The organism is Rhizobium sp. BK650, assembly GCF_014195325.1.
GTDB lineage: Bacteria > Pseudomonadota > Alphaproteobacteria > Rhizobiales > Rhizobiaceae > Rhizobium.
This window is the reverse complement of record NZ_JACIBK010000013.1, coordinates 47,836-60,767: the sequence shown is the minus strand read 5'-3', so window position 1 is coordinate 60,767 and position 12,932 is coordinate 47,836. Positions and strand designations below refer to the sequence as shown.

At 60.3% G+C, this 12,932-nt stretch carries 14 protein-coding genes and 1 pseudogene; 13 read left to right on the top strand and 2 right to left on the bottom strand.

The genetic code is table 11. The annotated features are described in order from the left end of the window. Positions 1–188 precede the first annotated feature (188 nt). From FHX15_RS25345 to FHX15_RS25325, 5 genes are all read left to right on the top strand, one after another. On the top strand, positions 189–1,130 hold the full coding sequence (locus FHX15_RS25345; RefSeq protein ID WP_184401130.1) for a DUF2493 domain-containing protein: 942 nt from the start codon (positions 189–191) through the stop codon (positions 1,128–1,130). A gap of 83 nt (positions 1,131–1,213) precedes the next feature. Beyond that, positions 1,214–1,474, top strand: coding sequence for a type II toxin-antitoxin system Phd/YefM family antitoxin (locus tag FHX15_RS25340; protein ID WP_184401129.1), 261 nt, complete (start codon positions 1,214–1,216; stop codon positions 1,472–1,474). Continuing rightward, entirely contained in the window at positions 1,464–1,883 is a 420-nt protein-coding gene (locus FHX15_RS25335) for a hypothetical protein (protein WP_184401128.1), read from the top strand. The genes FHX15_RS25340 and FHX15_RS25335 overlap by 11 nt, the downstream gene beginning before the upstream one ends. A 585-nt stretch (positions 1,884–2,468) precedes the next feature. Continuing rightward, positions 2,469–2,792, top strand: coding sequence for a DUF736 family protein (locus FHX15_RS25330; RefSeq protein ID WP_184401127.1), 324 nt, complete (start codon positions 2,469–2,471; stop codon positions 2,790–2,792). Between the two features lie 56 nt (positions 2,793–2,848). Beyond that, entirely contained in the window at positions 2,849–3,181 is a 333-nt protein-coding gene (locus tag FHX15_RS25325; RefSeq protein ID WP_184401126.1) for a hypothetical protein, read from the top strand. 63 nt (positions 3,182–3,244) lie between these two features. On the opposite strand, the gene FHX15_RS25320 is transcribed toward FHX15_RS25325, so the two are convergent. After that, positions 3,245–3,523 carry an HU family DNA-binding protein gene (locus FHX15_RS25320; protein WP_184401125.1) on the bottom strand — a complete coding sequence of 93 codons (279 nt, stop codon included), beginning with the start codon at positions 3,521–3,523 and terminating at the stop codon, positions 3,245–3,247. Positions 3,524–3,921: 398 nt separating this feature from the next. On the opposite strand from FHX15_RS25320, the gene FHX15_RS25315 reads away from it, so the two are divergent. After that, entirely contained in the window at positions 3,922–4,086 is a 165-nt protein-coding gene (locus tag FHX15_RS25315) for a hypothetical protein (protein WP_184401124.1), read from the top strand. A 207-nt stretch (positions 4,087–4,293) separates the two neighbouring features. On the opposite strand, the pseudogene FHX15_RS25310 reads toward FHX15_RS25315, so the two are convergent. Beyond that, a pseudogene (locus tag FHX15_RS25310) lies at positions 4,294–4,470 on the bottom strand (WGR domain-containing protein); the annotation flags it as partial. Positions 4,471–6,169: 1,699 nt separating this feature from the next. Between FHX15_RS25310 and FHX15_RS25305 the strand changes: the two are divergent. From FHX15_RS25305 to FHX15_RS25275, 7 genes are all read left to right on the top strand, one after another. Continuing rightward, a complete protein-coding gene (locus tag FHX15_RS25305; protein WP_246779077.1) occupies positions 6,170–6,793 on the top strand; it encodes a hypothetical protein in 624 nt (207 codons plus the stop codon). Positions 6,794–6,804: 11 nt separating this feature from the next. Continuing rightward, positions 6,805–7,260 carry a hypothetical protein gene (locus tag FHX15_RS25300; RefSeq protein ID WP_184401123.1) on the top strand — a complete coding sequence of 152 codons (456 nt, stop codon included), beginning with the start codon at positions 6,805–6,807 and terminating at the stop codon, positions 7,258–7,260. Between the two features lie 138 nt (positions 7,261–7,398). Then, complete coding sequence (locus FHX15_RS25295) at positions 7,399–8,544, top strand: lytic transglycosylase domain-containing protein (protein WP_184401122.1); 1,146 nt, start codon at positions 7,399–7,401, stop codon at positions 8,542–8,544. Then, on the top strand, positions 8,541–8,912 hold the full coding sequence (locus FHX15_RS25290; RefSeq protein WP_184401121.1) for a TrbC/VirB2 family protein: 372 nt from the start codon (positions 8,541–8,543) through the stop codon (positions 8,910–8,912). Before FHX15_RS25295 ends, FHX15_RS25290 begins: the two co-directional genes overlap by 4 nt. Positions 8,913–8,914: 2 nt before the next feature. Beyond that, positions 8,915–9,241, top strand: a complete 327-nt coding sequence (locus FHX15_RS25285) for a VirB3 family type IV secretion system protein (RefSeq protein ID WP_184401120.1) — start codon at positions 8,915–8,917, stop codon at positions 9,239–9,241. Positions 9,242–9,244: 3 nt separating this feature from the next. Continuing rightward, positions 9,245–11,764 carry a VirB4 family type IV secretion/conjugal transfer ATPase gene (locus FHX15_RS25280; protein WP_184401119.1) on the top strand — a complete coding sequence of 840 codons (2,520 nt, stop codon included), beginning with the start codon at positions 9,245–9,247 and terminating at the stop codon, positions 11,762–11,764. Further along, a complete protein-coding gene (locus FHX15_RS25275; RefSeq protein ID WP_184401118.1) occupies positions 11,742–12,914 on the top strand; it encodes a lytic transglycosylase domain-containing protein in 1,173 nt (390 codons plus the stop codon). Before FHX15_RS25280 ends, FHX15_RS25275 begins: the two co-directional genes overlap by 23 nt. The last annotated feature ends 18 nt before the right edge of the window (positions 12,915–12,932 follow it).

Here is a 12,932-nt window from a genome sequence, read left to right as displayed (position 1 = left end):
TCGGTCGGGTTTCTTCCCCTGCCAGACCGCGGGTGCGGTCTGGCATTCCTCGCGGATCAGGAAACCCTCCCTCAGCCGCCCGGCGCTTCGCTGGGCCGCTTCGCCTTGCTTGCGGTTCCGGCCTCGACCCGCGTGGCCGGGTTCGCCGTCAGGCCGCGAGAGGCGCGGCCCACCATACGGAGACCATCATGGACCTGTTCCTTCCCCCCGACGACACCTTCGAGCCCCACCACCAGTCTTCCCCGACCGATCGCTTCATCTACGAGATGCAGGTCTTCGGCTATCGTCCCTTCCAGGACGAGCCCGATCCGCGGGCATTGCCGGAGGAGCCGCAGGTCCGCTCGTCGATCACCGCGATCTTCGATGCCCTCGCCGAGATGCTCGGCGACACCCGCCTGGAGCCCGATCTCGAGCACCTGTTCTGGTCGATCCCCAATCTCTTCCACCGGGCTGGCGAGCGTATACAGCGCGAACTCGATCGCAACGAGGAGGCGCAGCGCACCGGCCAGCGCGAACAGGACGGCTCGGAGGTGAAGAGCGTCGAACTGGAACGCCTCGTCGCCGAGGGCATCACGCTCCTGGAGCGCAGAAACAGCTTCGAGTTCATGCGAGATTATGCAGCCGATCTCTACGAGGCGCAGACCGGTTCGTCCTGGCGGCCGCGCACCGGCTCGAAAGTCAACCACGCCAACATGACCGCGGCGATGATCGATAGCCGGGACTTCCTGTCAGCTCGCCGCCGCGCTGAGACCGAGGTGCTGATCCCGGCCGGCACCAAGATCGCTTTTTGCGGCGGCATGGACTACAACGATCACGAGCGGATCTGGTCAAAGCTCGATCAGGCACATGCCAAGCATCCCGACATGGTGCTCGTGCACGGCGGCTCACCGAAGGGCGCCGAACGGGTCGCCGCCTGCTGGGCGGAGGCCCGAAAGGTCACGCAGATCACCTTCAAACCTAACTGGACCAAGCATGCGAAGGCCGCGCCCTTCCGGCGCAACGACGAGATGCTTTCGGTCATGCCCGCCGGATTGATCGTCTTTCCGGGAAACGGCATCACCGGAAATCTCGCCGACAAGGCACGGCGCCTCGGGATCCCGGTCTGGCGGGCTTCAGGAGACGGCGCGTGAGCGCCGTTTTCCTTTAAACATGGAAAAGATGGAAAACATGGTGAAATTGGATTATATGGATAATGGTATTGGAGACGATAGCCATGAAGCAGTTCACGACCGGCGACTTGAACAAACAAATTGGCGATATCACTGACGCGGCGAGCCGCGAGCCGGTGATGCTCACCCGGCACAAGAAGCCGCGTTTCGTGCTGATGAGCTACGAGCACTATGAGCGCATGCGCACGGGCGGCGATCCGCGCCGCGCCTATGCTGTCTCGGAGATGCCCGCCGAGCATGCGGAACTGTTCGACGAGGCACTTGCCCGACTGGCACGCGGCGAAGGCTACGACGATGAGCCATGAATTCCGCCCCGGCGAAGTCATCTCCTATCCCTACCTCTGGGCCCGGCAGCAGCAGCGCGGCGAAACCGAGGGCCGCAAGCAGCGACCCGTCTGCGTCGTCATCGCCATCCGAAGTGCCGCCGATGGAAACAACCATCTGGCGCTACTCGCCATTACCACGCAACCGCCGCAAACGGGCCGGATCGCTCTGGAGATCCCTGATATCGAGCGCAAGCGCGCGGGCTTGAGCGATCTGAAGCAGTGCTGGATCATCGCCGACGAATACAATTACGATATCGTCGAACGCTCCTGGTACATCGAGCCCGGTCAGGACATCCTCGGCCGCTTCAGCAAATCCTTCATGGTGAAGGTCGCCCGACTGTTTGCCGACGCGCGCGGCCGAATCGGCCGGGTCAACCGCCTCGATTGAGGCGGCAGGCCGAAGCGGTCGTCTCCGCGTCTCTGGGGATGGGATCGTCAGCGCCATCCTCACGTCGGCGGTGGTTCTCGCAGTGGCAACTCTTCGACTGCCGGATGTTCTCGGCAGCTCCACGTTTCCTGATCATCGACGGCGCAGGAGCGACGCCCAGAAACCAAGCCGGTATAGTGACCTCACTTCATTCGAGCTGCAGTCGCGTCAGAGTGCACGGCAATTCGAGCGCCACACCGACCAAAGCCAACTCTGATAATGACGATGGGATTGGAACGGTGCTGATCGCTCGCGCCTCGTCCATCTGGTTGAAGGCCAGCGCCCGTTGACCCGGATACCCCCGACGGAGGACACGAGCGCGGCAGTCGGCGGGTCCACGACGGGAAGCCAATGCAAGGTCTCCTGCCGACGTCGCAATCAAGGACCATTCCCGTTCTTTATGTCGCCTTTCTAAGGGACCGGCCGCGATCAGCGTCAACCCCGCAAGGGGGTTCCCCTACGCTTAAGCTTCGGTGACGCCTGCGGCGCAGCCCCTTCTTCGGGCGCCATCGGGAATGGTCCCGATGCAACGAAGGAGACAATCCCATGGCTACCACGATCGCAACCCTCACCGAAAAGGCCGACGGCACTCTCGAGGGCGTCTTCGCCACCATCCGGGTCAACGCCCTGATCGCCCTCGTTCCGAACACCAGCAAGGCGAGCGACGAGGCACCGGACTACCGCATCATCCACCGCAAGACCGGCTTTGAGATCGGCGCAGGCTGGAACCGCATCTCCCGCCAAACCGGCGAGGAATACATCTCCACGAAGATCGAAGCTCCCGAGATCGGCGTGATCTTCGGGAACGTCGCCCCGGCGCCCGGTGGCGAGCCCGGCAAGAAGGTCATCCTCTGGAACAGCCCTGCCTGAACCTGACCGCCGGCCCCGCAATCGGGGCCGGCGTTCCTATTCCAAAGGCGGCCGCCATGAGCCGCTACACGACGACTGTCACCCGAACTGCATCCCGCCACGCCGATCTGGATGCCATTATCGGCTACGACCGTCTGCTTCAGACGTTCTTCCTCCAGGCATTTCCAGACGCGGATGGCGAGGATCTTGAACTCTGGCTGGGCACGGACTTCCGGGAGTTCGAAACACTGTCGCAACTGAGGACCGCGGCAATCGCAAGCGGTCTCGACTTCATACCGTTGGCCTCGGGCATTCTTTACAAGCTCTTGGAAGACCATGTCCGTGAAGTGCATCAGGCGGTCAGCGACACGATCATCCAGGATATTCGCAATCGGACATCCGCCCAATGACTCGAGACCAAACGAAAATGGCCCGGCGCGTTGCCGGGTGATTTTTTTGCCTGGCGAACAAGATTACTTGTTCAGCGCGTCCTTGAGCGCCTTGGCGGGCGTGAATGCCAGCTTTTTCGCGGCGGCAACCTTGATCGTTGCGCCGGTCGCAGGATTGCGGGCCTCGCGCTCCGGCGTTTCCTTTACCTTGAACTTTCCGAAGCCCGGCAGTGACGTCTCGTTACCGGCCACGGCCGCTTCGGTAATCGAAGCGATCACCGCCTCGACGATAGCTTTTCCCTGAACCTTGGTGAGCCCATGCTCGCCTGCAATCTTGTCCGCGATTTCATTGGTCGTGGTCATCTTCTTCTCCGCATCGTGTCAGATGCAGAATCCCTGCCATTGCCGACCGCGTCTGTCATCGACACCGCGCGGCAAATCGTTCGGAAAGTCCGGGATCTCCACAGTTATTGAACTGTTCACGTATCAGTAACCCGAAGACGGGCATCGAGCCCGCCTCGGGTTCGGGTGCGATACGGAGAGGAAATGTCTGCTCAGTCCGTCCGATGATGTCATGAGGGCGTGACGGCCTCAAGGACGAGCGGCGCCCCCAATTTTGCCTCCGCTTCGGTTCCCGGCACTCCGACAAAATCGGCACCCCCACTCGCCGCCGCTGGCGGTCGCGTTCAGCGATCCCTGACCCCGCCACGCCCTCATGACCGCGCGCGTTGTCTTTCACGAAGGTCAAGGAGACGACGACGATGCTTCTGGAACAACACATCGAAGAGCTGCGGGCCGAGTTGCGGAATGCCGTGTATCCCGACGAACGCCGCGAGATCGAGGTCGAGCTGCAGCTCGCCTGCGCCGAGCTGGCCGTGATCATGGCGGAGCAAGAGGGGGTCATCGACGCCGAGCCGCCCTTCTGAGGCGGCTATTGCCATGTCACCTGGCCGGACACGCCGGGTCGACAGCCGTTTCCCGCACGACAGTTCGCTTCGCCATCCGCATCGGGACGTATCCGCCTCCACGCACTGACTTTTGCTATCGGTCACCCGATGCATCTTGCCGGATGAGCGGCTTCGGCTGTATCCGCGCGACCGCCTCTTTCGCAGAAGCTGAAGAAAGAGCCTGACTGCCTCGTCCTCCCGCGCGAAATGATGCTCCTGCCTTTGGTCGGTGGCGCCGATCCGACCCCATCGACGGATGAGACAGGCTCGCCGAATAGATTGGGCTCGATCGACATGGCATAGTAGCGGGCCATGTGTTCGAGGCGTCGATCCGCTCGACGTAAAGTTGGTAGGGTTGCGCAATCATGACACGGAGAATCGGGAAGGGCGGATTGGCCGTCCAACGACATATTTGAATCGGTCGGTTCCGATTGATTCATGATGACGATGGGTTCGGCGGATGATCCGGGCGAGCCGCCTGCGGCGGACGGTGCTTCGCCGTCGCTCTTGGAGCCCGCAAACGTCTCCGCCCGTTCTGGTCACGCCCCTCTCGCAGTTGCCGCACCGTCGGCGCAATATTTCCGCGACTATGGCCGATGATAGGCTGGATGGCCCGCTGGCCGCTTGCCGTGTCGTGCCAGCGCGCGCTCTTGAGGGGAGAGACTTACCGCCTCTCCCCTCAAGCACCCCTCTTCCTGCGGCGCGGGGTCTAGAACCCGCCGGGCTCTTCGGGCCGGTAAACGGACGCTGCCGCGACTTCCCAAACAAGAAGGAGAGGACGATCACCTTGCGCTGCGCCCTCCTGCTCCGGGCATCCGCCCCAGTTGATCGTTCTCTCCTTCGGCCCGCTCGCCGTCTCATCGTTCGTGTGTCGGGATGTCCGCTCCCTCTGGTGACGGCTATCCCGGCACGTCGCGACGACGGCTCGCTTCAGCATCTCTCCAAAATCGCTCTGGCCACCGCGCTATTCATCTGGCGCGGATGGCGGCCTCGGTCTGCTATCGCTGTTGCTTTGTCTGGCGACTCGCAACAGCATGAGCGCCTCGGGCACGGTGGCCAGACCGATTTTGGAGAGATGGCAGGATAGGCTATTGGTATACCAATAGCCGTTTCGCCCGAGGGGCGATCGCCTCAAAGGCGAGGGAGCGTTTTCCGGGTCCTTCAATTCTCGAACGAAACAAGGCTGAGGGAGAGACATTGAGCTGGTAGGAGGGGGCTGGGGAGCCGGCTCTTTGGGGCAAGAGCGTCCGGCCGCCTTGAAATGCGGTAGCATCTAGGAGGTCAGGGGCTTGCGCTAATCAGCGAATGGGCGGTCGCGCCGATAGGTGGTTCGCCGATTGGACCGGCTTGGGACCGTTTGGGCGTATCGGTACGTCGGCGAATGAGTGTAGCAGCGATTGGGTCATCCGGCGAAACGGCAGATCAGCGAAATAGCAAATCCGTGAAATGGGGCGACACCGATCGGGCGAATGGGAGGCCAGCCGATTCAGTTAATCAGTGAATTGGTGATTGCGCGGGTCGCTGAATCGGTGGTTGCGTGGGCGCGCGATTGGGCCACTCAGCGAACAGCTTATTCTGCGAATAGGCATTTGAGCGATCCGGCGCATCGGTGAATGAGGGGTTCACCCGTTTGGCGAAACGGTGAAAGCGCGTCCAGGAGGTCTGCGTCTTCGGATAAGCACTCAATTGGCAAAATGGCAATCGTGGTTGCTGCGGTTTTCGCAACAACCAAGACCGCGACAACAAGACCTCGGCAATGCCACTATCGCAACCGATCATAAGTCTCAGGCTTTTTCCCGCTTGAGCAAGCGATCTGCTGCTGATAAAATTATACCGGAGTATAAGGTAGTCATTCGATCTAAGCTGCGGGCCAGGCGGTATTCTTTTTTTTCAGGAATAGGGTTTGACACTGGTACACAATCGATCCCTCCTGACGAAAGAATGGTACAAGGTGCCATTCTCAGCGGACTGCCCTGGCTGTGGTGCACAGACGCGGTCCGCCGCTGTCGTGGTTGGCCCTTCGAGCCTTATCGGAGAGGGAGGATCCGTTCCGGAAGGTGAAATGCTGGCGAAGCCTTTCAGACCACTTCACGCGTATGCGTTCGTCGAGGCGCTGGGCGGTCAGACCGAACATGTCGAGCGATCCGTCGTCAACCGCTTTCACAGCACCTTCGCCTTCCTCAACGGCCAACTGACATCGATTTGTGAACACTGCGCAGAAGACCTTCCACCGGCAGCAATTCGCTCCGCCGTGATGAACGGCTTTGTCCGCCTCGGCCAAAAGCGCCTTCTGGTGAACGAGCGCTTGATGCTTTTTGCCTCCGACGTGGTGCTGACGGAATTTCGCGGAGACACCTCGATAGAGGAAAGTGCTGTGGGCGATCCGGATTATGCCCTCCTGCTCGTCTGCGACACGGAAAGCGCAATCGGCGAAACCGGCATGATCGAGCTCTGGCACAGCATCGCGCGTGACGACTACGCGATCGTGATCAAAGGCCACGATGGCCGCGAGATGTTGCGGGACGCGTTCAACAGTGACCTTAAGGACGTCGTGACGACCATTTCCGATCTCGGACTGGTGCTCACCCAGGTTCACATCGCTCAGGCATCGTCGCCCTATTGCGCTCTCGCCCGCGATCTTTTCCTCGAAGCCCTCGAACATGCCGGTTACCGGCAGGCAAGCTAGAAAGCGATACTATGCGTTTTTTCACGAAGCTCTCGGGATCTCTGGCGGCGATGACGGTGCTGGCCGGATGTGGTCATCAGCTTGAGCGGCCGCGACCACAGCCGCCGGCGCCGTTTGCTTATCTCAACCTGACATCTTGCAGGGCCTATCGCAACAATATCGTCGAATGCCAACTTGAATATGGCACTGATTTCGGACGCCAGCCTCTTGGTCCCGTCCAGGAGAGGGGCCTGACGAGTGCCGGCGAAGGCGAACGCTACCAGGTCGAGTCCTGTTACGCGGTGGATAGGCTGCAGAGGGAGTTGCCTAATTTCGTGTGCCGAATCTCTGTCAGGATTTCTGGCACGGACGCCGGTTCGGTATTGGTGAAGGGCGGCACCGCCGTCCGTCTTGCTCGCATTTTGGGAGACGGCGAACAACTTCATTATCGCTGGACCCCGGATAAATGGTCGCGGCTAAGGGACTGATTCCTTTTGGGGAAGCTCTCCTTCTGACACCTCGCGGCGTCGCATTAATTATACTCCAGTTAAACTTTAGGGTTGATTTCCAAGACTGAATGCGGTTCAAAATCTTATACCGCAGTATAAGTTGGCATTGGTTCAGTCATGGATAGCTTCCCGCTTTCGCCTGTGAAGAGACCGCACAAGATATCCTCGCGGAGCGTGCTATGGCTCGCCGGAACGTCGGCTTTTCTCCTCACCGGTTTTGCCTCCGGCCCCGATGACAGCAGCGGTCGCATCGTCTCGGGAAAGTCGACGCACATCGGGCACATTGCCAACAAAATGGAGCTGAAGGCGGACGAGGTGGCGGCCGTGCCGCCAAGTCCGAAGACCTCCGCCGCTGCTTCGACGCTCGATATCCCAACGATCGATTCTGCCAGCTTCAACGATCGATTTAGCGGCTCGGTCACTGACGCGCTTCGAATTAGCGCTCGCCCGTCGGAGTTCATCGGAGGGTTTAATGACATCGCGGGGCGATCATCAGGATCAGCGGCCGGGAGCAAGAATGACCGTCGGGAACGCGCTGTGCATTCGTTGGTCAGCGTCTACTCGTTTGAGCAGGCAACAGCCGTCCCCGAGCTTGCCGAGCCGGCAACCGCGCATCATGTCAATGTCAGCGAACCACTAGCACAGGCCCGACCGGATCTTTTGTCCGGCGTCCCCACGGACTATGCCAGCCTTGCATTGAAGGTTGCCGGTGAGGAGGAGGTTGATCCGAACTGGGTGCTTTCTGTGATGCGGGCCGAAAATGCCACATTCGATCCACACCTGGTAAGCTCCGCCGGCGCCATCGGTTTGATGCAAGTCATGCCACGGATCGGCGAAGCCTTCGGCGCGGCGGACCTGACGGATCCCGAACAGAACATCCGGGCCGGCACGCGATTTCTCCGCGTCTTGATCGCCAAGTACAAAAATCCTGTGTTGGTCGCCGCCGCCTATAATGCCGGCGCGCCCAACGTGGACCTTCGCCATTCCCTACCATTGATCCGCGAGACCGCCGACTATGTCACGCGTGTCGTCGGATACTACACCGGCACAGCGGCCGATCCAACCATCTTTCGAGCCGGCTCGTCGTCGGAGTTCGCGCCCAACTACAATCGCCGCGCCGGGGCTGCCGAGCGGGCCAAATCCCCCATGCTTGTTTTCTCAGCTGCAACACCGTCCCCACCAGACGTCCGTCCTCAGCGTGATGAGGCACGGAAGGATACCGGCGGGCAGGTCAAAATCGTCAAGGAAGAGGTGTTTGAATGAATCCCATCGCATTGGCAATCCAGACAGCGGTTCTCTATGGCAGCTTTGCCTGGTCCTCAATGGCCCGAAGGAAATGGTTCGGTAATGCCGCTATCGTGCTTGCGGCGACCCTGATCCTGCTCGCCACCCAGTACGAGCCTGCGGCGGCGCAGAATCTCGACGCCTTGCAAAATGCCGCTGACCGGCTCGTGCAGTTTTTTACCGGCCCGTTCGGCCGATCTGTAGGAGCGATCGCCTTCATCGGCATGTTTCTCGCCGCAGCCTTTGGCTACTGGTCCTGGGGAGCACTGCTTCGGGTTGGGGGAAGCCTTGCCGGCATGTTTGCCGCAGCCGAGCTCGTCGACTTCCTCGCTGGCAGCGGATCTTGATCATGGCGGGATCTGGCAACACAGCCGTCGGTGGCGATGAATATATCGAATCCCATCCGGTTATATTGGCTCTGACGCGGCCGCCGACGGTGATGGGAATTCCGTACACTTACTTCGTGGCCGAATGTTTTGTGTCGCTGATGGTGTTCATGATCCTGGGATCCATCCTGTGGTTCCCGGTCTCCTTCGTGGTCCTCCACAGCATTCTCTACGTGCTCACCGTCAAGCTCGATCTCTGGTTCTTCGAGATCGTCGGGCGCCTCAGCATGTGCGGCGTCAATCCTCTTGGCCGGAAGCTCGGTGGGGGCGTCAGAACCTACGGAGTGTAAGCGATGAACACGATGGCGAGATCGCTGAAAGGCAGTCTCACGAAGGGATGGGAAATTTTCGCGGATCGCCGTGTCGCAACGCACGTCCCTTTCTACGTGCCGATCGAAAACGGCATCATCCGCCTGAAGAACGACTGCCTTGTCTCGACCCTGAAGCTCACCGGCTTTTCTTTCGAGACGGCCGATATCGAAACGATCAATATGCTGCAGCGGCAGCGCAACGCCGCCTTCCGTGCGATCTCGTCCATCGGCAGCTTCGCACTTTACACCCATGTAATCAGACGCAAGGTCGCGCCGTCTTTGCCGTCAGCCTTCGCCGATCCCTTTATGGAGCGCCTCGATCACGTTTATCAGTCGAGCATCTCGAAAAACGAGATGTTCGTGAACGACACTTATGTTTCGCTGGTCGTGCGCCCCATGTTCCGGAAGGGATCCGCGCTCTCCCGCCTCGTGGGCGCAAGCGGCACGATCGTGCGCAAGGAACAGGTCCGTGCGATGCGCGATAAACTCGTCGAGGCAACACGAGCGCTGGAGAAGTCGCTTTCTGTCTATGGGCCGAAGGTTCTTCGCGACGTACAACGCGTACAAGCTGACCTCGGCGACAACAGAAAAGTCTTCCGCGACGTTTCCGAAGACATGTTGGTAGACGAGGCTGCCCGCAAAGTCTGGTTTTCCGAACAATGTGAATTCTTCTATACGCTGCTGAATGGTGGACGCGTCCGACCGATCCGGCTTGGAAACATCCCGATCGATGAGATGCTGCCGGCGCGCCGAACGTCGATCGGCAACCGCATCATCCACCTGCAGGGCGACATACCGGACGATGACCGCTACGTGGCGATGGTCTCCTTAAAAGAGTATCCGCCGGAGACCGGCGCCGGCATGCTTGACTATATCCTCAAGCTGCCATTCGAGCTGGTGCTGACCCAGTCGATGTCCTTTGTCGACGATATGGCGGCGCGCAGCCGGATCGAACGGCTGGACCGGCAGATGTCGAAGGCCGACGAAGGCGGATCGAGCGTCCAGGCCAATCTCGACATTGCCCGCGACGAACTTGCCCGCAAACGGGTTGCGTTCACCGAGCATCATCTCACTGTGATGCCGGTCGCCAAAAGCACCGCTCAGCTGGATGATGCGGTGGCGCTGATCGGCAACGAACTCGGCGCTCTCGGCGCCTCCTATGTCCGAGAGGATTTGAACGCTGAACCCGCCTATTGGGCGCAGCTGCCCGGCAACCAAGCCTATATCGCGCGGCGTGCGCTGATCTCTACGCTGAATTGCGCCGGCTTGAGCAGCTTTCACGCCTATCCTTACGGCAAACCTGATGGCAACCATTGGGGGCCGGCAATTACGATCTTCGAGACAACGTCAGGCACGCCCTTCTTCTTCAACTTCCACCAGGGCGACGTCGGGCACACGACGGTCTTCGGTCCGACCGGTTCCGGCAAGACCGTCATCATGGCCTTCCTGATCCTGCAGGCCTATCGGGTCAGCCCCCGGCTGAAGACGATTGTCTTCGACAAGGACCGTGGTCTCGACATTATGGTGCGGGCAGCGGGTGGAACCTACATGTCGCTTGAGCCTGGCCAGCCGTCAGGATGGAATCCGCTGCTTCTCGACGACAACGAGGAGAACCGCGTTTTCCTTTACGGGCTCCTGAGCTTCATGCTGAAGCCATCGAAGGAAGGCGAAAGCCTGACGCCGCAGGAAGAGGCGATCATTCGTAACGCGATCAAGTCCGTCCTCAAGACAAAGGACCGGTCGTATCGTCGTCTTTCGTCGCTGAGGGCACTTCTTGCAGGCAGCGAGCGAACCGAGGGAAGCCTGATTGCCCGCCTCGACAAATGGGTCGACAAAGGACCTTACGCCTGGCTGTTTGACAACGCGGCCGACGATCTCGATATCTCGCGACCGATGATCGGCTTCGACATGACGTCGATCCTTGATGATCCAACGGTGCGTACCGCAGCTCTTCTCTACATGTTCCATCGGCTGGATGCGATCTACGACGGTAAGGCGCCGATCATCAACCTGATGGATGAAGCCTGGAAGCTGCTCGACGACGACGAGTTCAAGCGCACCATGAAGGACTATTTCAAGACCATCCGTAAACGGAACGGTCTCGTCATCTTCGGGACGCAGTCGGCCGATGACGTTGTGCGTTCGAGCGTCAGCCGCACGATCATCGAACAGACGTCGACCAACATCTTCTTTGCCAATCCTAAGGCCGACGAGAACTCCTACATGGAGCATTTCGGGCTGTCGCGCGCAGAATTCGACTGGGTCAAGAACGGCGATCCGAGTTCGCGTTTTATGCTGATCCAGCAAGCCAAAAGCAGCGTGATCGCCCGGGTCGACATGTCCCACATGCCGGAGTTCATCAAGGTGCTGTCGGGCCGCGAGGAGACGGTGCGCGAAGTCGAGATGTTGCTCGACGAATACGGCGAGGACCCAAAGAACTGGCTCTCGAAATTCTGCGACTGGGATGGGGGGACGGTCGATGAAGCACGCAAAGCACCTTGAGGGAGCCGCGGCCGGCGTCTTGGCCTTGGCTCTCGTCTTTCCCGTCGGCACAAGCCATGCCCAGGTTCCCGTCATCGACCAGGCGCGCCAGAAGATCCAGCAGGAGACCCAGAACTGGTATCGGTCCTATCAGGCCGATACTCGGAAGGTCAAAGGCGCATCGGGCGGAACGGCCGACAGCGTTGCACCCGGTGAGGGTTCGGGCGCGCCGGCCGATTGCTCCGCCGATGGCATGGGGGGAGACACCACGCCCGCAGCGCCATCGTCTCGCACGCCAAGCCAGCAGGAAGTTGCCAGTATGGTGCAACAGGAGGCAATCCGGCAGGGCGTCGATCCGAACTTCGCGATGGCGATCGCCGAGCAGGAATCCCGCTTCCGCCAGTCGGCGCGGTCGGCAGTCGGTGCGACCGGCGTCATGCAGCTGATGCCCGGCACCGCAGCACAACTTGGCGTCAACCCCTATGACACGCGCGACAATATTCGTGGCGGCGTTAAATACATCAAGCAGCTCCAGGGCATGTTCGGTGACCGCTATGACCTGATCGCCGCCGGCTACAATGCCGGTCCGCATCGGCAGTCACTACAGAGCGGTCAGATCCCCAACATTCCCGAGACGCAGGACTACGTCAAAAAGGTCTCCGCCTACTATGCCCGTAACAAAGCCCAGAACGGTGATAACACCCCGGCGGAGGGTACAGCCGAGCCAGAAACTGCGAGCTACGCAAACGGCTGCGGCGAGCAGCTGAAGAAGGCGGTCGACCGAAATACTCAAGCGCAGATCGAACGCGGTTCCGTCTGGAACGAGCTGCTTGGCAAATCGATCGCTGCAAACCAGCAATATCTGCAGCGCCTTCAGTCTGGCTTGCAATCCTCGTCGGCAAGCCTGCGTGGCAGTGGTGGCGGAAATTCGAACGACCATGACGGGTCACTTGTCATGGCCGAGATTCGGTGCCCGAGCAACATCATCGACACCGGTGGCACGCGTTGCTTCGCTGTTCCGCAGAACGCCACCAACGAACAGATCCAGCGCTGGCTGTCCGATCTGCAGGATGAGGCACGTGCAAATGACGCGGTCGCGACCTTCACGGCGTTGCAGGACCCGGCACTTGGCCTCGTGACGGTCGTCGATTCCAGGCCGACGTCAAACTGAGAACAGGAGAGGTTAGAC

Coding starts and splice junctions, on each gene's coding strand:
- FHX15_RS25275 (WP_184401118.1), top strand. CDS start 11,742: ATGAAGCACGCAAAGCACCTTGAGGGAGCCGCGGCCGGCGTCTTGGCC.
- FHX15_RS25320 (WP_184401125.1), bottom strand. CDS start 3,523: ATGACCACGACCAATGAAATCGCGGACAAGATTGCAGGCGAGCATGGG.
- FHX15_RS25315 (WP_184401124.1), top strand. CDS start 3,922: ATGCTTCTGGAACAACACATCGAAGAGCTGCGGGCCGAGTTGCGGAAT.
- FHX15_RS25285 (WP_184401120.1), top strand. CDS start 8,915: ATGGCGGGATCTGGCAACACAGCCGTCGGTGGCGATGAATATATCGAA.
- FHX15_RS25290 (WP_184401121.1), top strand. CDS start 8,541: ATGAATCCCATCGCATTGGCAATCCAGACAGCGGTTCTCTATGGCAGC.
- FHX15_RS25340 (WP_184401129.1), top strand. CDS start 1,214: ATGAAGCAGTTCACGACCGGCGACTTGAACAAACAAATTGGCGATATC.
- FHX15_RS25325 (WP_184401126.1), top strand. CDS start 2,849: ATGAGCCGCTACACGACGACTGTCACCCGAACTGCATCCCGCCACGCC.
- FHX15_RS25295 (WP_184401122.1), top strand. CDS start 7,399: ATGGATAGCTTCCCGCTTTCGCCTGTGAAGAGACCGCACAAGATATCC.
- FHX15_RS25305 (WP_246779077.1), top strand. CDS start 6,170: ATGCTGGCGAAGCCTTTCAGACCACTTCACGCGTATGCGTTCGTCGAG.
- FHX15_RS25300 (WP_184401123.1), top strand. CDS start 6,805: ATGCGTTTTTTCACGAAGCTCTCGGGATCTCTGGCGGCGATGACGGTG.
- FHX15_RS25280 (WP_184401119.1), top strand. CDS start 9,245: ATGAACACGATGGCGAGATCGCTGAAAGGCAGTCTCACGAAGGGATGG.
- FHX15_RS25345 (WP_184401130.1), top strand. CDS start 189: ATGGACCTGTTCCTTCCCCCCGACGACACCTTCGAGCCCCACCACCAG.
- FHX15_RS25335 (WP_184401128.1), top strand. CDS start 1,464: ATGAGCCATGAATTCCGCCCCGGCGAAGTCATCTCCTATCCCTACCTC.
- FHX15_RS25330 (WP_184401127.1), top strand. CDS start 2,469: ATGGCTACCACGATCGCAACCCTCACCGAAAAGGCCGACGGCACTCTC.